Raw genomic sequence first — 19,061 nt, 5'->3', positions numbered from 1 at the left:
ACAACTGACGTTCTGTCAGTCAGTGCTCAAGCGCAGTGACCTGCTCCACAACGCTCGTCCCGCTGCCCTGCTGGGACTCCCACTCCCAGGTCTCCTCCAGCCGCACCCGCCCGTCGGGCAGGTCCACGACCGTCGAGACACAGTGCCCGGAGGACGTGGTCCCGTCCTCCTTGAGCTGTACGTAGCGGAAGTCCAGCCTGTCTCCCTCCCTGGTACCCACGAGACGGCCGCGTACGACGTCGCCGCCCGCGTACTCGGCCCAGATCTCACCCTCCCGTTCGTGGTACGTGAACCGGGTGCGGGTCCCCACCTGACCGGGGGCCTGGTCGGCCACCGGGGCGAGGACGAGTCCGTCGAGGGATCGGGCCATGGGCGGAGGCTCCCTTACTGCGGCATACGGCATCGGGCTAGGGTTGGTGGCCAACGTAAGGCACTCGCGGGAGCCCGGACGCACCGGGCTGAGAGGGAGGCTGGCGGCCTCCGACCGTACGAACCTGATCCGGGTCATGCCGGCGAAGGGAGGGGGTGGACGCCCATGTCGCGTACGCGAACGTCAGACGTCCTCGTCATCGGGGGCGGGATCATCGGGCTGGTCACGGCCTGGCGGGCCGCGGGGCGGGGCCTCACCACGGCCGTGGTGGACCCCGAGCCGGGCGGCGGGGCCGCCCAGGTCGCCGCCGGGATGCTGGCCGCCGTCACGGAACTGCACTACGGCGAGCAGACCCTGCTCGGCCTGAACCTCGCCTCCGCCCGGCGCTACCCGGACTTCGCGGCCGAGCTCACCGAGCTGACCGGCCACGACCTCGGCTACCGCCGGTGCGGCACGCTCGCCGTCGCCCTGGACGCCGACGACCGGGCGCACCTGCGCGAACTGCACGCCCTGCAACAGCAGTCGGGACTGGACTCGCAGTGGCTGTCGGGGCGGGAGTGCCGTCGCCTGGAGCCGATGCTCGCGCCGGGCGTGCGCGGCGGGCTGCGGGTCGACGGCGACCACCAGATCGACCCGCGACGACTGGCCGGGGCGCTGGTCACCGCGTGCGAACGGTCGGGGGTGGTCTTCCACCGGGCCCTGGCCGAGCGGCTCACCGTCGCGGGGGACCGGGCCACGGGCGTCGTCACGACCGACGGCACCGAGCTGGGAGCCGGTCAGGTCGTGCTGGCCGGGGGCAGCCTGAGCGGCCGGCTGGCGGGCGTCCCGGAGGACGTGCTGCCGCCGGTGCGGCCGGTGAAGGGGCAGGTCGTACGGCTGACCATGCCCGAGCGGCACGGGCCGTTCCTGAGCCGGACGGTGCGCGCGGTCGTCCGCGGCAGCCACGTCTACCTGGTGCCGCGCGCGAGCGGCGAGCTGGTCGTCGGGGCCACCAGTGAGGAAACCGGCTGGGACACCACCGTGACCGCGGGCGGCGTGTACGAGCTGCTGCGGGACGCGCACGAGCTGGTCCCCGGCATCACCGAGCTGCCGCTCACCGAGACCCGGGCCGGGCTGCGGCCCGGCTCCCCCGACAACGCGCCGCTGCTCGGCCCCACCGGTCTCGAGGGACTGCTGCTGGCCACCGGGCACTACCGCAACGGCGTCCTGCTCACGCCGGTCACCGGCGACGCCCTGGCGCACGCCCTGACGACGGGTGAACTGCCCGAGGAGGCCCGCCCCTTCACCCCGAAGCGCTTCAGCACCGTCACCGCACTCACGGAGCAGCCCGCATGAACATCTCCGTCAACGGAGAGCCCCGGGACGTCCGGCCCGGCACGGCTCTCGCCACCGTCGTGAGCTCGCTCACCACGTCACCCTCCGGTGTGGCCGCCGCCCTCAACGAGACCGTCGTCCCGCGCGCGCAGTGGCCGTCCACTCCCCTGGCCGAGGGAGACCGCGTGGAAGTCCTCACCGCCGTCCAAGGAGGCTGACCATGGCCGACGATCCGTTTGTCCTCGGTGGTACGTCCTTCACGTCCCGCCTGATCATGGGTACGGGCGGCGCGCCCAGCCTCGACGTGCTGGAGCGGTCGCTGGTCGCCTCCGGGACGGAGCTGACGACCGTCGCGATGCGCCGGGTGAACCCTTCCGTGCACGGCTCGGTGCTGTCCGTCCTGGAGCGGCTCGGCATCCAGGTACTGCCCAACACCGCGGGCTGCTTCACGGCCGGTGAGGCCGTCCTCACGGCCCGTCTCGCGCGCGAGGCCCTCGGCACGGACCTGATCAAGCTGGAGGTCATCGCCGACGAGCGGACGCTGCTGCCGGATCCGATCGAGCTGCTGGACGCGGCCGAGACGCTGGTCGACGACGGGTTCACGGTGCTGCCGTACACCAACGACGATCCGGTGCTGGCGCGGAAGCTGGAGGACGTCGGGTGTGCGGCGATCATGCCGCTGGGGTCGCCGATCGGGTCCGGGCTGGGGATTCGCAATCCGCACAACTTCCAGCTGATCGTGGAGGGGGCGGGGGTGCCGGTGGTTCTGGACGCGGGGGCCGGTACGGCCTCGGATGCGGCGTTGGCGATGGAGTTGGGGTGTGCGGGTGTGATGCTCGCCTCAGCTGTGACGCGGGCGCAGGAGCCGGTGCTGATGGCTGACGCCATGCGGCATGCGGTGGAGGCGGGGCGGTTGGCGTATCGGGCGGGGCGGATTCCGCGGCGGCACTTCGCGGAGGCGTCTTCGCCCTCTCAGGGCATGGCTGCGCTTGATCCGGAGCGGCCTGCTTTTCAGTAACTGTGCGATGTCGCTGGGGCCGGGTGGGTCCGCAACCCGGCGGAGCGAGGTGCCGCTGCGCCCACCCTCCCCCAAGCTCTCGGCTTCGCTCGAGCAGGGGGGACCCCCATCGCCCCAGCGGCACGACTGCCCGCAGCTGGGTCGGCACGACTGCCCGCAGGCTGAGTCACAGGTCCGCTTCAGTCGTGACCCGAAAGTGGGCGCGGCGAGTGGGTGTCAGTTGTGGCTCGTACACTCGCCTGCGTGGACACGACCCTTCAGGACCCCTTGGTCGGGCAGGTGCTCGACGGCCGGTATCGCATCGACGCGCGGATCGCGGTCGGCGGGATGGCCACGGTCTACCGGGCCGTGGACACCCGGCTCGACCGGGTCCTCGCGCTCAAGGTGATGCACCCCTCGCTGGCGGTCGACGCCTCGTTCGTCGAGCGGTTCATCCGCGAGGCGAAGTCCGTGGCCCGGCTGGCCCACCCGAACGTGGTGCAGGTCTTCGACCAGGGCAACGACGGCTCGTACGTCTACCTCGCGATGGAGTACGTCGCGGGCTGCACCCTGCGGGACGTGCTGCGCGAGCGCGGGGCCCTGCAGCCGCGTGCGGCCCTGGACATCCTGGAGCCGGTGCTGGCCGCGCTGGGCGCCGCGCACCGCGCCGGGTTCGTGCACCGCGACATGAAGCCCGAGAACGTGCTGATAGGGGACGACGGCCGGGTCAAGGTCGCCGACTTCGGCCTGGTGCGGGCCGTCGACACCGTGACGAACACCACCGGCACCGTCCTCGGCACGGTCTCGTACCTCGCGCCGGAGCAGATAGAGAACGGCACCGCGGACCCCCGCGTCGACGTGTACGCGTGCGGCGTGATGCTGTACGAGATGCTGACCGGCGACAAGCCGCACGACGGGGACTCGCCCGCCGTGATCCTCTACAAGCACCTGCACGAGGATGTCCCGCCGCCCTCGGCCGCCGTGCCCGGTCTGGCGTACGAGCTGGACGAGATGGTGGCCTCGGCGACCGCCCGCGCCCCGGAGATCCGGCCGCACGACGCGGTGGCGCTGCTGGCGCAGGTCCGTGACGGGCGCGGCCGGCTGACCGCGGAGCAGCTGGACGTCGTGCCGCCGCAGGCGCTCACGGCGGACCACGACAACGCCGACGACCGTACGAGCGTGATCCCGCGCGCGCTCACCACGCTGCGTCCGCTGCCCGTCAACGAGGACGAGGAGGGCTCGCAGGCCGCGACCGACCGCACCAGCCGTTTCGAGTCCCCGCCGCCCCCGCCGCCCCGGCGGCGCTCCGGGCCCCGGCGCGGCCCGATGGCGATCGTCGTCGCCGTCCTGCTCGTGCTGGGCGTCGGTGCCGGTGTCTGGTACATCAACTCGGGCCAGTTCACCGAGGTGCCCCCGCTGCTGGCGAAGACGCAGGCCCAGGCCGAGGACCGGCTGCGGGACGCCGGGCTTGACCTCGGCAAGGTGGAGCACGCCTACAGCGACACCGTCGACCGCGGCACCGTCATCAGCAGCGACCCGAAGGCCGGGACCCGCATCCGGGGCAACGACTCGGTGTCCCTCACCATCTCCGACGGCCCCCGGAACGTGCGGGTGCCCGCCCTGGCGGGCCAGAAGCTGGACGAGGCGCGGTCCCTGCTGAAGGACGACGGTCTCGAGCCGGGCATGGTCACCCGGGAGTTCAGTGAGGACGTGCCGAAGGGCTCGGTGATCTCCGCGCGGCCGGCCGACGGCACGAAGGTGCGCGCGGGCACGGCCGTAGCGCTCGTCGTCAGCAAGGGCAGCCCGATCGACATCCCCGATGTCACCGGTGCGGACCTGGCCGACGCGCGTTCCGAGCTGGAGGAGGCCGGCCTGAAGGTGAAGGTCGCCGCGGAGCGGGTCAATTCCTCCGAGTTCGACAAGGGGCAGATCGCCCAGCAGAGCCCGAACCCCGGCGGCCGGGCGGCCGAGGGCGACACCGTGACGCTGACGGTGTCCAAGGGCCCCGAGATGATCGAGGTCCCGGACGTGGTCGGGGACAGCGTCGAGGACGCCACGCGGACGCTGGAGGGCGCCGGGTTCCAGGTCGAGGAGGACCGCGGTCTGCTCGGCCTGTTCGGCGACGAGGTCAAGAGCCAGTCCGTCGAGGGCGGCCAGACCGCTCCCAAGGGCTCGACGATCACCATCGAGATCAGGTGACGGCGGCGGGCAGGGAGCCCGTGGCCGGGACAGGGCCGGACGCATGACACCCTGAACGGGTGAACAATCAGCTGTCCGGCCCCTCCCGCAACCCGGTGGGCGGCCACGTTCCCGTGGCCGGTGGGCTCCACTCCGTCGGCCTGTCCTACGCCCGTGACCTGAAGGCCGAGACGGTCCAGGTCTTCGTCGCCAACCCACGCGGCTGGGCCACCCCGGCCGGGAACCCCAAGCAGGACGAGGCGTTCCGGGCGGCGTGCGAGGCCGAGTCGATCCCGGCGTACGTGCACGCGCCCTACCTGATCAACTTCGGCTCGCACACCGAGGCGACCGTGGAGCGGTCGGTGGAGTCGCTGCGGCACTCGCTGCGGCGGGGCCGGGAGATCGGGGCGCTGGGCGTGGTCGTGCACACCGGCAGCGCGACCGGTGGCCGGGAGCGGTCCGTGGCGCTGAAGCAGGTGCGGGAGCACCTGCTGCCGCTGCTCGACGAGCTGACCCACGACGACGACCCTTTCCTGCTGCTGGAGTCGACCGCCGGCCAGGGCGCCTCCCTGTGCTCACGGACGTGGGACTTCGGCCCGTACTTCGAGGCGCTGGACTCCCACCCGATGCTCGGCGTGTGCCTGGACACCTGCCACGTCTTCGCCGCCGGGCACGACCTGACCGGCCCCGCCGGTATGCACCAGACGCTGGATCTGCTGGTGGACACGGTCGGCGAGGGCCGGCTGAAGCTGATCCACGCCAACGATTCCAAGGACGTGGTGGGCGCGCACAAGGACCGGCACGAGAACATCGGCGTGGGCCACATCGGCGAGGACCCGTTCCGGGCGCTGATGACGCATCCGGCGACCGAGGGCGTGCCGCTGGTCATCGAGACGCCGGGCGGCAAGGAGGGGCACGCGGCGGACGTGGAGCGGCTGAAGAAGCTGCGCGACTGCTGACGGCCTCAGAGGCCGGGGCCGTCCCCGGCCTCCTCCTGGTACGAGTAGCGCTGCTCCTGCCACGGGTCGCCGATGTTGTGGTAGCCGCGTTCCTCCCAGAAACCGCGCCGGTCGGCGGTCATGTACTCCACGCCGCGCACCCACTTGGGGCCTTTCCAGGCGTAGAGGTGGGGCACGATCAGGCGCAGCGGGAAGCCGTGCTCGGCGGTGAGCAGCTCGCCGTCCTTGTGGGTGGCGAACAGGACCTGTTCGGAGGCGAAGTCGGACAGCCGGAGGTTGGAGCTGAATCCGTACTCGGCCCACACCATCACATGGGTGACGTCGTCCGCGGGCGGGGCGAGGTCGAGGATCGTGCGGGCCGGGATGCCGCCCCATTCGACGCCCAGCATGCTGAACTTCGTGACGCAGTGCAGATCGGCCACGACGGTGGTGTACGGCAGGGCCGTGAACTCCTCGTGGGTCCAGCAGTGCTTGCCGCCGCCGGCGGTGGCGCCGAAGACCCGGAACTCCCAGCGCTCGGGCCGGAACTTGGGGACGGGTCCGTAGTGCGTGACCGGCCAGCCGCGTTGCAGTCGCTGTCCCGGCGGCAGCCCGGGCTGCGTCGCTCCTGCTGAATCGTGCCCTTCTCCCGATTCGCGTCCCACCGGCTGACCCATGACTCCATCCTGACAGACCCCGGGTGATGCCCCGGACAGGGGCGACCCCAAATCGGGACAACTAGAACTAAGCATGCCCTTACTTACTAAGTGAAGACTTACTGGACGATCTTCTCCGCCGGTGGAATCATGCGGCGCAACCTGCCAGTTCCCCCGCGTGGAAGGAGCCTCTGCGATGCAGGGCGACCCCGAGGTCCTCGAATTCCTGAACGAGCAGTTGACCGGCGAGCTGACGGCGATCAACCAGTACTGGCTGCACTACCGGATCCAGGACAACAAAGGCTGGACCAAGCTCGCCAAGTACACGCGTGAAGAGTCCATCGACGAGATGAAGCACGCGGACAAGATCACCGAGCGCATCCTCATGCTGGACGGCCTGCCCAACTACCAGCGGCTCTTCCACGTACGGGTCGGCCAGACGGTCACCGAGATGTTCCAGGCCGACCGGCAGATCGAGGTCGAGGCGATCGACCGCCTCAAGCGCGGTATCGAGGTGATGCGCACCAAGGGGGACATCACGTCCGCGAACCTCTTCGAGTCGATCCTCGAGGACGAGGAGCACCACATCGACTACCTGGACACACAGCTGGAGCTGATCGAGAAGCTGGGTGAGGCGCTGTACATCGCGCAGCAGATCGAGCAGCCGAGCTAGGCGGCTCTAGGCGGCGTCTTCCAGGTCCGCGAGCACCGGCTCGCCCCGGTCGGCCAGCTCACGGCGCGGGCACGAGCCCCTGCCGAGGAGTGCCTGGATCCGGCGTACGCACGACCCGCAGTCGGTGCCCGCCTTGCAGGCGGAGGCTATCTGACGAGGGGTGCAGGCGCCGCTGTCCGCGTGCTGCTTGACCTGCTGCTCGGTGATCCCGAAGCAACTGCAGATGTACACGCGGTTCACCTCCCGACGGGTTCGTTCCTTGGCGCCGTCCCCGTTGATCGGTGAGGCTAACCTAACCTTACCCGCCGGGTGGGAAGCGGAAAAGCCGAGAGGGGCGCGGATCGTATGTGATCCGCGCCCCAGTCGATGCCCCGGTGTCGGGCGGGCCTTACTGGTCCCGGTACATCTCGGCCACGAGGAACGCCAGGTCCAGCGACTGGCTGCGGTTGAGCCGCGGGTCGCAGGCCGTCTCGTAGCGCTGGTGCAGGTCGTCGACGAAGATCTCGTCGCCGCCGCCCACGCACTCGGTGACGTCGTCACCGGTCAGCTCCACGTGGATACCGCCCGGGTGCGTGCCCAGCACCTTGTGGACCTCGAAGAAGCCCTTGACCTCGTCGAGCACGTCGTCGAAGCGGCGGGTCTTGTGCCCGGAGGCCGCCTCGTAGGTGTTGCCGTGCATCGGGTCGGTGATCCAGGCGACGGTGGCACCGGAGGCGGTGACCTTCTCGACCAGCTCCGGGAGCTTGTCGCGGATCTTGTCGGCACCCATCCGGACGATGAAGGTCAGCCGGCCCGGCTCGCGCTCCGGGTCGAGGCGGTCGATGTACTGCAGCGCCTCCTCGGCCGTCGTGGTCGGGCCGAGCTTGATGCCGATCGGGTTGCGGATCTTCGAGGCGAACTCGATGTGCGCGTGGTCCAGCTGCCGGGTGCGCTCACCGATCCACACCATGTGCCCGGAGACGTCGTACAGCTGCCCGGTGCGCGAGTCGACCCTGGTCAGGGCGGACTCGTAGTCGAGCAGCAGCGCCTCGTGCGAGGCGTAGAACTCGACCGTCTTGAACTCCTCCGGGTCCGCCCCGCAGGCGTGCATGAAGTTCAGCGCGTTGTCGATCTCGCGCGCCAGCTGCTCGTAGCGCTGCCCCGACGGGGAGGACTTCACGAAGTCCTGGTTCCAGGCGTGCACCTGGCGCAGGTCGGCGTAGCCGCCGGTGGTGAAGGCGCGCACCAGGTTCAGCGTGGAGGCGGAGGCGTGGTACATCCGCTTCAGCCGCTCGGGGTCCGGGACGCGGGCCTCTTCGGTGAAGTCGAAGCCGTTGACGGAGTCGCCCCGGTACGTCGGCAGCGTGACGCCGTCGCGGGTCTCGGTCGGCTTGGAGCGCGGCTTGGAGTACTGGCCGGCGATGCGGCCGACCTTCACGACCGGCACGGACGCGGCGTACGTCAGCACGGCGCCCATCTGGAGCAGCGTCTTGAGCTTGTTGCGGATGTGGTCGGCGGACACCGCGTCGAAGGCCTCGGCACAGTCGCCGCCCTGGAGGAGGAACGCCTCTCCCTTGGCGACGGCCGCCAGCCGGGCGCGCAGCTGGTCGCACTCGCCCGCGAAGACGAGCGGCGGATACGACTCGAGGTCCGCAACGACTGCGCGCAGAGCCTCGGTGTCGGGGTACTCGGGCTGCTGCGCCGCGGGCAGGTTTCGCCAGGTGTTGCCAGCACTCGAGCTGGTCTTAGCGTTCACGGTCACGGCCTCAACATTACGGGGTCGCATCGGGCCTCCCGACCGATGCCCAGCAATTGAGACACCGCGTACGCCCTGCGGACGTGGGGTAGGGTGCGTCGTATGTTCGCGCATTCGATCCAGAACTGGTGGTGGACCGCTCATCCGGCGGCCCACTGACTGCGCGTACGACAGACTTCGCGAAGGCCGCCCGAGGGGCGGCCTTCGGTGTTTCCCGGGTCGTTCCTCTCCCACTGCATCACACCGGATCCCCGGATCCTCGGAGAAGGAGCACGGACCCATGAACCTGCTCGGCTTGCTGGACGATCCCCGTCCGTTCGCCCTGCTGCGCCGCCGCACCCCGGGCCACGACCACGAGCTGGTCGAGGTCCTGATCGGCCCGGCCGCGACGTACGACCGGCTCGCCGACCTCCCCGACGAGAGCCTCGCGCTCGTCCCCTTCCGGCAGATCCGTGAGCGTGGCTTCGACGTCCGCGACGACGGCACGCCCCTGGTGGCCCTCACCCCCGAGGAGTCGTACGGCGTCCCGCTGGCCGACGCCCTGGCACAGCTCCCGGCGCACGAGGTGCGGGTCGAGGACGGCGGCTTCGACGTCGCGGACGAGGAGTACGCGCGGACCGTAGGGCGCGTGCTGCGGGAGGAGATCGGCCGGGGCGAGGGCGCGAACTTCGTGATCCGCCGGACGTACGAGGGCGGGATCCGCGGGTTCGGCCGGGCCGACGCGCTGGCGCTGTTCCGGCGGCTGCTGGAGGGCGAGCGAGGCGCGTACTGGACGTTCGTCGTGCACACCGGCGACCGCACCCTGGTCGGGGCCAGCCCCGAGGTGCATGTGCGGATGTCCGGCGGCACGGTCGTCATGAACCCGATCAGCGGCACCTACCGCTACCCCGCCGAGGGGCCCACCCCCGAGCACCTGCTCGGCTTCCTCGCCGACGGCAAGGAGATCGAGGAGCTGTCGATGGTCGTCGACGAGGAGCTCAAGATGATGTGCACCGTCGGTGACATGGGCGGGGTCGTGGTCGGGCCCCGGCTGAAGGAGATGGCCCACCTCGCGCACACCGAGTACGAGCTGCGCGGGAAGTCCTCGCTGGACGTGCGCGACGTGCTGCGGGAGACGATGTTCGCGGCGACCGTCACCGGCTCTCCGGTGCAGAACGCCTGCCGGGTCATCGAGCGGCACGAGGCCGGGGGGCGGGGGTACTACGCGGGCGCGCTGGCCCTGATCGGCCGGGACTCCGGTGGGGCCCAGACCCTCGACTCCCCCATCCTCATCCGCACCGCCGACATCTCCTCCGACGGGCACCTGCGGGTTCCGGTCGGCGCGACCCTCGTGCGCGGGTCCGACCCGGAGAGTGAGGTCGCGGAGACGCACGCGAAGGCGGCGGGCGTGCTGGCGGCCCTGGGCGTACGGCCGGGAAGGCCGCGTGCGGAGTCCGGCCGGCCCCGGCTGGCCGACGACCCGCGTGTGCGTGCCGCCCTCGACGGGCGCCGGGCGTCCCTGGCGCCGTTCTGGCTGCGGATGCAGGAGCGGTCGCAGGAGCTGAGCGGGCACGCCCTGGTGGTCGACGGCGAGGACACCTTCACGGCGATGCTCGCGCACCTGCTGCGTTCGAGCGGGCTGGAGGTGACCGTCCGGCGGTACGACGAGGCAGGGCTGCGGGAGGCGGTGCTCGCGCACGAGGGACCCGTCGTGCTCGGGCCCGGCCCCGGGGACCCCGCCGATCTCGCCGACCCCAAGATGCGGATCCTGCGGAACCTCACCGCCGAGATCATCCGCGGCCAGCCGCACGGAGTGCTCGGCGTCTGCCTCGGGCACGAGCTGATCGCGGCCGAGCTGGGGCTGGACATCGTCCGGAAGGACGTGCCGTACCAGGGCGCGCAGACCACGATCGACCTCTTCGGGCGGCAGGAGACCGTCGGCTTCTACAACAGCTTCGTGGCGCGCTGCGACGAAGAGGCCCACCAGGAGCTGGCCGCGCACGGCGTCGAGATCAGCCGGGCCGCGAACGGGGACGTGCACGCGATGCGCGGGCCCGGGTTCGCCGGGGTGCAGTTCCATCCGGAGTCGATCCTGACGCTGAACGGCGCCGCGGTCGTACGGGAGCTGGTGGGGCGGTTGCGCAACACGACCGTGTAGCCGACCGGTAGCCGTCCGGGGGTCGCCGCCCCCGGACGTCCGCACCCGGGACATCCGCTCCCGGTCAGCCGAAGAACACCCCGACCTCCTCGTACAGCGCCGGGTCCACCGTCTTCAGGCGGGCCGTCGCGTCGGCGATCGGGACCCGGACGATGTCCGTGCCACGCAGGGCGACCATCGTGCCGAAGGCGCCGTCGCGGACGCAGTCGATGGCGTGCAGCCCGAAGCGGGTGGCGAGCCAGCGGTCGAAGGCGCTCGGGGTGCCGCCGCGCTGGACGTGCCCCAGGACGGTCGTGCGGGCCTCCTTGCCCGTGCGCTTCTCGATCTCCTTGGCCAGCCACTCCCCCACCCCGGACAGCCGGACGTGCCCGAAGGAGTCCAGCGTCTGGTCCTTGAGGACCATGTCGCCGTCCTTCGGCATCGCCCCCTCGGCGACGACCACGATCGGCGCGTACGACGCCCGGAAGCGGGAGGTCACCCAGGCGCACACCTGCTCGACGTCGAAGCGCTGCTCGGGGATGAGGATGACGTTGGCGCCGCCGGCCAGGCCCGAGTGCAGGGCGATCCAGCCGGCGTGCCGGCCCATCACCTCGACGACGAGGACGCGCATATGGGACTCGGCGGTGGTGTGCAGCCGGTCGATGGCCTCGGTCGCGATGCCGACCGCGGTGTCGAAGCCGAAGGTGTAGTCGGTGGCGGACAGGTCGTTGTCGATCGTCTTCGGGACGCCCACGCAGGGCACGCCGTGTTCGTCGGACAGCCGGGCGGCCACGCCCAGCGTGTCCTCGCCGCCGATGGCGATGAGCGCCTCCACCTCCAGCCCGGCCAGGGTCTCCTCGATCCGGCGGATGCCGTTCTCCGCCTTCAGCGGATTGGTCCGAGAGGAGCCGAGGATCGTGCCACCGCGGGGCAGGATGCCGCGTACGGCGGGGATGTCGAGCCGGACGGTGTCGCCCTCCATGACTCCCCGCCAGCCGTCCCGGAAGCCGGTGAAGTCATAGCCGTACTCCTGCACGCCCTTGCGGACGATGGCCCGGATGACGGCGTTGAGCCCGGGGCAGTCGCCGCCTCCGGTCAGTACTCCGACGCGCATGGAACAGTCCCTTCGCCGCAGGTGCCTGACGAAGGGTCAGTGTGACGTGCGCCTCACTCGTCGTCGAGGCCGCGCTCGATCGCGTACCTGACCAGCTCCACGCGGTTGTGCAACTGGAGCTTGCCGAGGGTGTTCTGGACGTGGTTCTGCACCGTGCGGTGGGAGATGACCAGGCGTTCGGCGATCTGCTTGTAGCTCAGGCCCTTGGCGACCAGGCGCAGCACCTCGGTCTCGCGGTCGGTGAGCCGGGGCGCCTTCGGTTCGTCGGTGTCGGGAGCGGGGGCGGGTTCGGAGGCCAGGCGGCGGTACTCGCCGAGGACCAGACCGGCGAGGCCGGGAGTGAAGACCGGGTCGCCGACGGCCGTGCTGCGGACCGCGTCCCGGAGTTCCTCGGTGGAGGCCGACTTCAGCAGATAACCGGTCGCGCCGGACTTCACCGCCTCCAGGACGTCGGCGTGCTCGCCGCTCGCGGACAGCACGAGGACGCGCAGCGCGGGGTCGGCGGCGACGACCTCCTTGCAGACCTGGACGCCGGGCTTGCCGGGCAGGTTCAGGTCGAGCACGAGAACCTCGGGCGCGGCGGCCTTGGCGCGGCGCACGGCCTGGTCGCCGTCGCCCGCGGTGGCGACCACCTCGAAGCCCGACTCGGCCAGGTCCCGGGCGACGGCGTCGCGCCACATGGGGTGGTCGTCGACCACCATGACCTTGATCGGGTCCTTGATGGGGTCCCGCCGGTTCTCCGTGGTCTCCGTCATCGCCGCTCCGCCTTCCCCCGTGCCTCTGTCACGTCCTTCGGTACCTTCAACTCGACCTCCGTGCCCTGTCCCGGCACCGAGATCAGCTCCGCGCTGCCGCCGAGGTCGCGCAGCCGGCCCCGGATGGACAGGGCGACACCGAGCCGCCCCTCGCCCTCGGCCTGCGCGAGCCGCCCCTCGGGGATGCCGGGTCCGTCGTCCCGCACGGTGACGATCACCTCGTCCGGCTCGTCCTCGACCAGGATCCACGCCCGCGCCTGTTCTCCGGCGTGTCTGCGGACGTTGTCCAGGGCGGCCCCGACGGCGGCGGCCACCTCGCGGGCGGCGACCGGGGTCAGGGGCACGGGCGCGCCGGGCTCGGCGAGGCTGACCATGGCCCCGGCGTACGGCGCGAGCAGGGCACGCAGGTCGACGGGGCCGCTCTGCTCCGGGTCCTCGTCGACGGCCCGGACGACCGCTCCCTCGGCGGCGTCCTCCGAGACACGGGAGACGGGGACCAGTCCGCCGGAGACCAGGGTGCGCAGCGCGACCTCCTGCTCGCCGGCCATCCGGCCCAGCTCGGCCGCCTCGCCGCCGATCACCGCACCGCGCCGCTGCACCATCGCCAGCACCTGGAGCACGCTGTCGTGGATGTCCCGGGCGAGGCGCTCCCGCTCCCGCGTCGCGGCCTCGATCTCCAGGGCACGGGCGAGGGTGCGCTCGGAGGCGCGGGCGACCTCGACGACGTAGCCGATGGCGATGGAGGCGATGCAGACCAGGATGACGTTGTGGACGGTGTCGCGGGCCGGGGTGCCGCGCTCGACCAGGTTGGCGGCGGCCACCAGGCTGGAGGCGAGGGCCGCCCAGCGCCAGCCGCCCTTGAGGGCGAACGCCAGCACGGAACCGGCGGTCCATATCGACGGCAGCGTCGGGCCGCCCGCCTGCACCCGCTCGTGCGCGTCGGCCACGGGCGTGAGCAGGATGCCGGCGACGGCGATGGTGAGGTCGGCGGTGAGGAACCGCTTGGTGCAGCCGGCGGCGTTCGCGACCCGGGGCAGCGTGGCCAGGGTCCACACGCCCAGGACGGCGTAGTAGGCGACGGCGATCCAGGGGCGGGCGAACTCGTCGTAGGCGGTGGCGAACAGGCCGACCGCGTACAGCATGGTGAGCACCCGGTAGGCGGTCAGCGCACGCCACAGCGGCTGCTCGACCGACATCCTCATGACACGCTCGCGCTTGGCCATGCCCCGCCCCCCGATCGCAGGCCCCGTCTAGGGCTCGGTCCGCCGCTCGTCCGTCCGGTCCTGCTCGGCCTTCTCCTTCGCGGCCTGTTCCTTCTCCGCCCGGGCCAGCGCGGCCTTCGCCGTCTTCTCGGCTTCCTTCTCCGCCTTCGCCGCCTCCGCGAGCTGCCGCTTCATGGCCGTCGCGTACATGTCGACGTACTCCTGGCCGGAGAGCTTCATGATCTCGTACATGACCTCGTCGGTCACCGCGCGCAGCACGAACCGGTCGTGCTCCATGCCCTGGTAGCGGCTGAAGTCCAGCGGCTTGCCGATCCGGATGCCGGGCCGCATCAGCTTCGGCATCACCTTCCCGGGCGGCTGGATCTTCTCCGTGTCGATCATGGCGACCGGGATGACGGGCGCGCCCGTCGCGAGCGCCACGCGCGCGAGGCCGCCCGGCTTGCCGCGGTAGAGCCGGCCGTCGGGCGAGCGCGTCCCCTCCGGGTAGATCCCGAACAGCTCGCCGCGCTCCAGCACCTCGATGCCGCTCTTGATGGCGGCCTCACCCGCGCCCCGCGCACCGGAGCGGTCCACGGGCAGCTGGCCGACGCCCTTGAAGAAGGCGGCCGTCAGCCTGCCCTTCACTCCGGGCGTGGTGAAGTACTCGGCCTTCGCGATGAACGTGACCTTGCGGTCCAGGACGGCAGGCAGGAAGAACGAGTCCGAGAAGGACAGGTGATTGCTCGCCAGGATCGCCGGGCCCTCGGCGGGAACGTTCTCCAGGCCTTCCACCCAAGGCCTGAAGGCGACCTTCAGCGGCCCCCCAACAGCGACCTTCATCGCGCCGTACAACAACCGAGTGCCTCCTGTATGTGTCGATCAGACCATAACCCGGACCGCCGTCAAAGGCGCCGACGGCCCTGGTCGGTGTCAGTGCCGTCGCGTACCGTGAAGGTCCCGCGAACGACGTGCGACCCCTTCCATGACGTTCCGTGACATTCGGTGATCGTGTCAGTCCCTTCTCACGACCAGGAGGCCGAAGGTGCCGGTCCTTGCCGGAGCCGAGCCGTTTCGCCACGAGGGCGGGGAGGCGGCCGTCCTCCTCTGCCACGGCTTCACCGGTTCACCGCAGTCGCTGCGCCCCTGGGCGGAGCATCTCGCCGACCGAGGCCTGACCGTCTCGCTGCCGCTGCTGCCCGGGCACGGCACGCGCTGGGAGGACCTGCGGATCACGGGCTGGCAGGACTGGTACGCGGAGGTGGACCGCGAGCTGCGTGCCCTGTGCGAGCGCCGCGAGAAGGTGTTCGTGGCCGGTCTGTCCATGGGCGGCGCCCTGGCCCTGCGGCTGGCCGCGCGGCACGGCGACGCCGTCAGCGGCGTGGTGGTCGTCAACCCGGCGAACAAGGTGCACGGCCTGGCCGCGCACGCCCTCCCGGTCCTCCGTCACCTGGTCCCCGCGACGAAGGGGATCGCCAGCGACATCGCCAAGCCGGACAGCAGGGAGCTGGGCTACGACCGGGTGCCGCTGCACGCGGCGCACTCCCTGCGCCAGTTCTTCCGGACCGTGGACCGCGAGCTGCCGCAGGTCACCCAGCCGGTGCTGCTGCTGCGCAGCCCGCAGGACCATGTGGTGCCGCCCGCCGACTCGGCCCGTGTCCTCAGCCGCATCTCGTCGACCGATGTGAAAGAGGTCCTGCTGGAACAGAGCTACCACGTCGCCACGTTGGACCATGACGCGGACCGGATCTTCGAGGAGAGCAGCGCGTTCATCGACCGGCTCGCGTCCGGTCTCCGCGAGGAGCCCGGTCTCGGCAAGGAAGGGACGACCGCAGGTGGCTGAGCACGACTCCGACCGCGAGGGCCGCGAGCCGGACGAGAAGGGTGTCCCGTTCGACGAGGAGGCGGCCTGGGCGGCGATCGTCGCCGGGTACGGCGAGGAGCCGCCGGACCCGCCGGGCGCCAAGCCGTTCAAGTCCGTCGAGGACCTGGCGCTGCTGGAGTCCGAGACCAACGACGGCCGGATGGACACGGCCGGTGACGCCGCGAAGCCCGCTGAGCCGGAGAAGCCGGAGACCAAGGGGCCCGGAGACAAGCCGGCCAGGCCGCTCGGCGGCTCCGTCTCCTTCGCCCCCGGCGTCGGCCCGCGCGACTACTCCGCGCCCGAGCCCGCCGAGGGCGACTTCGACGAGGACGACGAGGGGCATTTCGTTCCCCCGGAGCCGCCGCCGCTGCCGACCCCCGACGTCACCGCGAAGTTCGCCTGGCTCGGCGTGCTCGGCGGACCGGTGCTGCTCCTGCTGGCCGTGCTGCTCGGCTGGGAGATGACCTGGTGGCTGGCGACGCTGGGGATCGGCGGGTTCCTCGGCGGGTTCGCGACGCTGGTGGTGCGGATGCGGACGGATGACGAGGACGACGACGATCCGGGACGCGGAGCGGTCGTCTAGACGGCGGTCTGTCCAGACGGCGGTCGTCCGGACAGCAGACATCTGGACGGCCGTCATGGACGGCGGTCCTCTACACGGCGGTCGTCCGGACGGGCGGCACTCTGAGGGCGGCCAGGACCGGCAGATGGTCCGTGGCCGCCCTCAGGTCCGTCTCGGTCACCCCGGGGTGCCCGACCGGCACTCCGCAGCCCAGCACCTCGATGCCCTCGGTCACGAAGATCGCGTCGATGCGCTGGTAGGGGTCGGAGGGAGTCCAGGTGTGCTCCCCGCCCCAGGGCGCGGCGGCCCGGCAGTCCGTCAGACCGTCGGCCAGCCTGCGGAAGGTGCGGCCGTCGGGGCGTTCGTTCAGGTCACCGCCGGCGATCGCGTGCTCCACGCCCATGCCGGCGAGCCGGTCCAGGAGCATGCCGCCCTGCTCGTAGCGCTCGTCCTTCTGGAGCGACAGATGGCAGCTCAGGACGCCGAGCCGGGCGCCGGCGAACCGGACGACGGCGGTGGCGAAGCCGCGGCGGTGCAGGCCGGGAGTGGGGGGCAGGAGGATGTCCTCGGTGCGTTCCACCCCCGCCCGGAGCGAACTGAGGATCGCCGGCCCGGTGGTGGTGGCGCCACCGGTGACGATCACCAGGTCGGCCGCGCGGGCCAGGCGGGCGAGTTTCTTGCGCCAGCGGAAGAAGCGGGGGGCTTCTTGGACGAGGACCAGGTCGGGCTCGCACGCCTTGATGACGCGGGCCAGGGCGGCGGTGTCGTCGCGCATCGAGCGGATGTTGTAGCTGAGGACCCTGATGACTGCGGAACCGTCGGGTTCTGTACGCGAGTTGGGGAGCAGCGACATGTGATCAATTTACGCCCGAAAGGGCGGGGCACGGGGATGGTGCGCGAGTGCCGGTGGTGCGTGGCTGATCGCGCGGTTCCCCGCGCCCCAAAACAAAAAGAGAAGCGTTTACATGATCGGGTCGGGTTCGCGGGCCAGGTCGGCTGCTCCCACCAGGCCCGCCTTGTTGCCCAGTTCCGCCGCTCTGACCTCCGCCACCGGGCGCCAGTTGCCGCCCACCAGCCAGCGCTTGTAGGACTTGCGGATCGGGCCCAGGACCAGTTCGCCCTCGTCGGAGAGGCCACCGCCGACGATGAAGGCGGAGGGGTCGAAGAGGGAGGCGAGGTCGGCGAGGCCCGCGCCGACCCAGCGGGCCAGTTCGCGGTAGGAGTCGACCGCCACCCGGTCGCCCTGGCGGGCGGCCATGGAGATGTGCTTGCCCTCGATGCCCTCGGGCGCGCCGTTGCCCAGGCCGAGCAGGATCTCGGCGTTCTCGGGGGTGGCGTTGGCGCGCTGCTTGGCGTACCGCACGAGGGCGCGCCCGGAGGCGTACTGCTCCCAGCAGCCCTGCGAGCCGCAGCCGCACAGCAGGCCGTCCGGGACCATGCGGATGTGGCCGAACTCGGCGGCCACTCCGAAGTGCCCGCGGCGCAGCTTGTTGCCGATGATGATGCCGCCGCCGAGGCCGGTGCCCAGCGTGATGCAGATGACATTGCGGTGGCCCTTGCCGGCGCCGAACTTGTACTCGCCCCACGCCGCGGCGTTCGCGTCGTTCTCCACGACCACCGGGAGGCCCACGCGGGCCTCGACCTTCTCCTTGAGCGGCTCGTTGCGCCAGTGGATGTTGGGCGCGAAGTAGACCTCGGAGCGCTGCCGGTTGACGTAGCCGGCGGCGCCGATGCCCACGCCGACGATGTCGTGACCGACGCGTGCGCCGTCCACCGCCGAGGCGATGGCGTCCACGATGCCCTCGGGCGTGCCCGGGGTCGGCACCTTGTGGGTCGAGAGGATGTTGCCTTCCTCATCGACCACGCCGGCCGCGATCTTCGTGCCGCCGATGTCGACGCCGATGGTGAGTCCCATGAATCCCTCAGTTTCGGTCGAGCCCCGCTACGGCTTACGGTACCCGAGGCACTGCCCCCGGGTTCGGCTCGTCCGACCGGTGGGCAGGCCCGGCGGGGTCATGCCGGGCGCCGCTCACACAAGACCGGGGACCCGGCCGGGGACTCAGTCGAGGTCGATGTGTTCACCGGGGCCGGATTCGTCGCCCCGGTCCCGGCGCTCGTTCAGGTCACGCGGGTCGTCCTGGTCGTCGCGGCCGGTCCAGCGGCGCTCCTGGGACTCGACGGCGGAGCGGTAGGCGGCCAGCAGTTCGTTCCCGGCCGCCGCCAGGTGGTCGAAGACGTCCGGGTTGCGTTCGATGACGGGTTCCACGGCGGCCTTCGCCTGCTGGAAGACCTGTCGTACGGCCTGCTGCGCGGCGGGGCCGGCGACCGCGCCGAGCAGCGGGGACTGGATCCCGGACAACTTGTCGGAGACGGCGTCGACGAGCTTCTTCAGTTCCTCGGCCGCGGAGCCCTGGGGCGGGCCGTACTGGCTCCGGCGGCGGGCCTTCTCCGCCTGGAGGTCCTCGGCGCACGCGGTCGCCCAGGCGTCGGCGTCGGTGGCCCGCACCTCGTCCACGGCCTCTTCGCGGGCGTCGTCCGGCGGGGGGAGCTCTTCGCTCATGACGGACTCCTGACTACGGTTCGTCTCTAC

21 protein-coding genes and 1 riboswitch are annotated in these 19,061 nt (G+C 71.4%); of the genes, 10 read left to right on the top strand and 11 right to left on the bottom strand.

Annotated features, from left to right (window positions below; genetic code table 11):
• Positions 1-19: 19 nt before the first annotated feature.
• On the bottom strand, positions 20-370 hold the full coding sequence (locus ABEA82_RS32445; protein ID WP_345665296.1) for an avidin-fold protein: 351 nt from the start codon (positions 368-370) through the stop codon (positions 20-22).
• A gap of 56 nt (positions 371-426) precedes the next feature.
• Positions 427-538: riboswitch (TPP riboswitch) on the top strand.
• Between ABEA82_RS32445 and thiO the strand changes: the two genes are divergently transcribed.
• The 5 genes from thiO to ABEA82_RS32420 all read left to right on the top strand — a co-directional run bounded on the left by thiO (position 536) and on the right by ABEA82_RS32420 (position 5,818).
• Complete coding sequence (gene thiO / locus ABEA82_RS32440; RefSeq protein WP_345665295.1) at positions 536-1,705, top strand: glycine oxidase ThiO; 1,170 nt, start codon at positions 536-538, stop codon at positions 1,703-1,705. (Overlaps the previous riboswitch by 3 nt.)
• Entirely contained in the window at positions 1,702-1,902 is a 201-nt protein-coding gene (gene thiS, locus ABEA82_RS32435) for a sulfur carrier protein ThiS (protein ID WP_003989646.1), read from the top strand. The genes thiO and thiS overlap by 4 nt, the downstream gene beginning before the upstream one ends.
• A 2-nt stretch (positions 1,903-1,904) precedes the next feature.
• A complete protein-coding gene (locus ABEA82_RS32430) occupies positions 1,905-2,702 on the top strand; it encodes a thiazole synthase (protein ID WP_345665294.1) in 798 nt (265 codons plus the stop codon).
• 243 nt (positions 2,703-2,945) lie between these two features.
• Complete coding sequence (gene pknB / locus ABEA82_RS32425; protein ID WP_345665293.1) at positions 2,946-4,880, top strand: Stk1 family PASTA domain-containing Ser/Thr kinase; 1,935 nt, start codon at positions 2,946-2,948, stop codon at positions 4,878-4,880.
• Between the two features lie 59 nt (positions 4,881-4,939).
• The gene (locus tag ABEA82_RS32420) at positions 4,940-5,818 is read left to right on the top strand and encodes a deoxyribonuclease IV (protein WP_345665292.1); all 879 of its coding nucleotides are present in this window, start codon (positions 4,940-4,942) and stop codon (positions 5,816-5,818) included.
• Positions 5,819-5,823: 5 nt separating this feature from the next.
• Here ABEA82_RS32420 and ABEA82_RS32415 read toward each other — a convergent pair whose 3' ends face one another.
• Positions 5,824-6,474, bottom strand: coding sequence for a sulfite oxidase-like oxidoreductase (locus tag ABEA82_RS32415; RefSeq protein WP_345665291.1), 651 nt, complete (start codon positions 6,472-6,474; stop codon positions 5,824-5,826).
• Positions 6,475-6,649: 175 nt separating this feature from the next.
• Between ABEA82_RS32415 and bfr the strand changes: the two genes are divergently transcribed.
• Positions 6,650-7,126, top strand: a complete 477-nt coding sequence (gene bfr, locus ABEA82_RS32410; RefSeq protein ID WP_345665290.1) for a bacterioferritin — start codon at positions 6,650-6,652, stop codon at positions 7,124-7,126.
• 6 nt (positions 7,127-7,132) lie between these two features.
• On the opposite strand, the gene ABEA82_RS32405 is transcribed toward bfr, so the two are convergent.
• Both ABEA82_RS32405 and ABEA82_RS32400 read right to left on the bottom strand, forming a co-directional pair.
• The gene (locus tag ABEA82_RS32405) at positions 7,133-7,366 is read right to left on the bottom strand and encodes a (2Fe-2S)-binding protein (protein ID WP_345665289.1); all 234 of its coding nucleotides are present in this window, start codon (positions 7,364-7,366) and stop codon (positions 7,133-7,135) included.
• A gap of 148 nt (positions 7,367-7,514) precedes the next feature.
• Positions 7,515-8,867, bottom strand: coding sequence for a class II 3-deoxy-7-phosphoheptulonate synthase (locus tag ABEA82_RS32400; protein WP_345665288.1), 1,353 nt, complete (start codon positions 8,865-8,867; stop codon positions 7,515-7,517).
• Positions 8,868-8,963: 96 nt separating this feature from the next.
• Here ABEA82_RS32400 and ABEA82_RS38760 point away from each other — a divergent pair, with 96 nt between their 5' ends.
• Together ABEA82_RS38760 and ABEA82_RS32395 are read left to right on the top strand one after the other, a co-directional pair.
• On the top strand, positions 8,964-9,020 hold the full coding sequence (locus ABEA82_RS38760) for a trp operon leader peptide (RefSeq protein WP_076973970.1): 57 nt from the start codon (positions 8,964-8,966) through the stop codon (positions 9,018-9,020).
• A 121-nt stretch (positions 9,021-9,141) separates the two neighbouring features.
• Positions 9,142-10,998 carry an anthranilate synthase family protein gene (locus ABEA82_RS32395; protein WP_345665287.1) on the top strand — a complete coding sequence of 619 codons (1,857 nt, stop codon included), beginning with the start codon at positions 9,142-9,144 and terminating at the stop codon, positions 10,996-10,998.
• A 64-nt stretch (positions 10,999-11,062) separates the two neighbouring features.
• On the opposite strand, the gene ABEA82_RS32390 is transcribed toward ABEA82_RS32395, so the two are convergent.
• Genes ABEA82_RS32390 through ABEA82_RS32375 form a run of 4 tightly spaced genes read right to left on the bottom strand, consistent with a single transcriptional unit; the run spans position 11,063 to position 14,888 of the window.
• A complete protein-coding gene (locus ABEA82_RS32390) occupies positions 11,063-12,091 on the bottom strand; it encodes a 6-phosphofructokinase (protein ID WP_345665286.1) in 1,029 nt (342 codons plus the stop codon).
• Between the two features lie 53 nt (positions 12,092-12,144).
• Positions 12,145-12,846, bottom strand: a complete 702-nt coding sequence (locus ABEA82_RS32385) for a response regulator (protein WP_345665285.1) — start codon at positions 12,844-12,846, stop codon at positions 12,145-12,147.
• The gene (macS, locus tag ABEA82_RS32380; protein ID WP_345665284.1) at positions 12,843-14,069 is read right to left on the bottom strand and encodes a MacS family sensor histidine kinase; all 1,227 of its coding nucleotides are present in this window, start codon (positions 14,067-14,069) and stop codon (positions 12,843-12,845) included. The genes ABEA82_RS32385 and macS overlap by 4 nt, the downstream gene beginning before the upstream one ends.
• A gap of 27 nt (positions 14,070-14,096) precedes the next feature.
• Positions 14,097-14,888: a lysophospholipid acyltransferase family protein gene (locus ABEA82_RS32375; RefSeq protein WP_003989658.1), complete on the bottom strand. Its 792-nt coding sequence runs from the start codon at positions 14,886-14,888 to the stop codon at positions 14,097-14,099.
• Positions 14,889-15,090: 202 nt separating this feature from the next.
• Between ABEA82_RS32375 and ABEA82_RS32370 the strand changes: the two genes are divergently transcribed.
• A complete protein-coding gene (locus tag ABEA82_RS32370; RefSeq protein WP_345665283.1) occupies positions 15,091-15,888 on the top strand; it encodes an alpha/beta hydrolase in 798 nt (265 codons plus the stop codon).
• Positions 15,881-16,492 (top strand): hypothetical protein, encoded by a 612-nt coding sequence (locus ABEA82_RS32365; protein ID WP_345665282.1) that lies wholly within the window; start codon positions 15,881-15,883, stop codon positions 16,490-16,492. The genes ABEA82_RS32370 and ABEA82_RS32365 overlap by 8 nt, the downstream gene beginning before the upstream one ends.
• Positions 16,493-16,562: 70 nt before the next feature.
• On the opposite strand, the gene ABEA82_RS32360 is transcribed toward ABEA82_RS32365, so the two are convergent.
• From ABEA82_RS32360 to ABEA82_RS32350, 3 genes are all read right to left on the bottom strand, one after another.
• On the bottom strand, positions 16,563-17,324 hold the full coding sequence (locus ABEA82_RS32360; RefSeq protein WP_345665281.1) for an endonuclease/exonuclease/phosphatase family protein: 762 nt from the start codon (positions 17,322-17,324) through the stop codon (positions 16,563-16,565).
• A 108-nt stretch (positions 17,325-17,432) separates the two neighbouring features.
• The gene (locus tag ABEA82_RS32355) at positions 17,433-18,386 is read right to left on the bottom strand and encodes an ROK family glucokinase (protein ID WP_345665280.1); all 954 of its coding nucleotides are present in this window, start codon (positions 18,384-18,386) and stop codon (positions 17,433-17,435) included.
• Between the two features lie 144 nt (positions 18,387-18,530).
• The gene (locus tag ABEA82_RS32350; RefSeq protein ID WP_345665279.1) at positions 18,531-19,031 is read right to left on the bottom strand and encodes a DUF5304 domain-containing protein; all 501 of its coding nucleotides are present in this window, start codon (positions 19,029-19,031) and stop codon (positions 18,531-18,533) included.
• Positions 19,032-19,061: the final 30 nt, after the last annotated feature.

The organism is Streptomyces venetus, from assembly GCF_039540295.1.
Taxonomy (GTDB): Bacteria; Actinomycetota; Actinomycetes; order Streptomycetales; family Streptomycetaceae; genus Streptomyces; species Streptomyces venetus.
Note: the sequence above shows the minus strand (reverse complement) of the source record. Positions and strands in the feature narration are given on the sequence as shown.

What these genes read in the sequence shown, in the direction of transcription:
- ABEA82_RS32445 (WP_345665296.1), bottom strand. Translation starts at nt 370, where the DNA reads ATGGCCCGATCCCTCGACGGACTCGTCCTCGCCCCGGTGGCCGACCAG.
- thiO (WP_345665295.1), top strand. Translation starts at nt 536, where the DNA reads ATGTCGCGTACGCGAACGTCAGACGTCCTCGTCATCGGGGGCGGGATC.
- thiS (WP_003989646.1), top strand. Translation starts at nt 1,702, where the DNA reads ATGAACATCTCCGTCAACGGAGAGCCCCGGGACGTCCGGCCCGGCACG.
- ABEA82_RS32430 (WP_345665294.1), top strand. Translation starts at nt 1,905, where the DNA reads ATGGCCGACGATCCGTTTGTCCTCGGTGGTACGTCCTTCACGTCCCGC.
- ABEA82_RS32415 (WP_345665291.1), bottom strand. Translation starts at nt 6,474, where the DNA reads ATGGGTCAGCCGGTGGGACGCGAATCGGGAGAAGGGCACGATTCAGCA.
- bfr (WP_345665290.1), top strand. Translation starts at nt 6,650, where the DNA reads ATGCAGGGCGACCCCGAGGTCCTCGAATTCCTGAACGAGCAGTTGACC.
- ABEA82_RS32395 (WP_345665287.1), top strand. Translation starts at nt 9,142, where the DNA reads ATGAACCTGCTCGGCTTGCTGGACGATCCCCGTCCGTTCGCCCTGCTG.
- ABEA82_RS32390 (WP_345665286.1), bottom strand. Translation starts at nt 12,091, where the DNA reads ATGCGCGTCGGAGTACTGACCGGAGGCGGCGACTGCCCCGGGCTCAAC.
- ABEA82_RS32385 (WP_345665285.1), bottom strand. Translation starts at nt 12,846, where the DNA reads ATGACGGAGACCACGGAGAACCGGCGGGACCCCATCAAGGACCCGATC.
- macS (WP_345665284.1), bottom strand. Translation starts at nt 14,069, where the DNA reads ATGGCCAAGCGCGAGCGTGTCATGAGGATGTCGGTCGAGCAGCCGCTG.
- ABEA82_RS32375 (WP_003989658.1), bottom strand. Translation starts at nt 14,888, where the DNA reads ATGAAGGTCGCTGTTGGGGGGCCGCTGAAGGTCGCCTTCAGGCCTTGG.
- ABEA82_RS32360 (WP_345665281.1), bottom strand. Translation starts at nt 17,324, where the DNA reads ATGTCGCTGCTCCCCAACTCGCGTACAGAACCCGACGGTTCCGCAGTC.
- ABEA82_RS32355 (WP_345665280.1), bottom strand. Translation starts at nt 18,386, where the DNA reads ATGGGACTCACCATCGGCGTCGACATCGGCGGCACGAAGATCGCGGCC.
- ABEA82_RS32350 (WP_345665279.1), bottom strand. Translation starts at nt 19,031, where the DNA reads ATGAGCGAAGAGCTCCCCCCGCCGGACGACGCCCGCGAAGAGGCCGTG.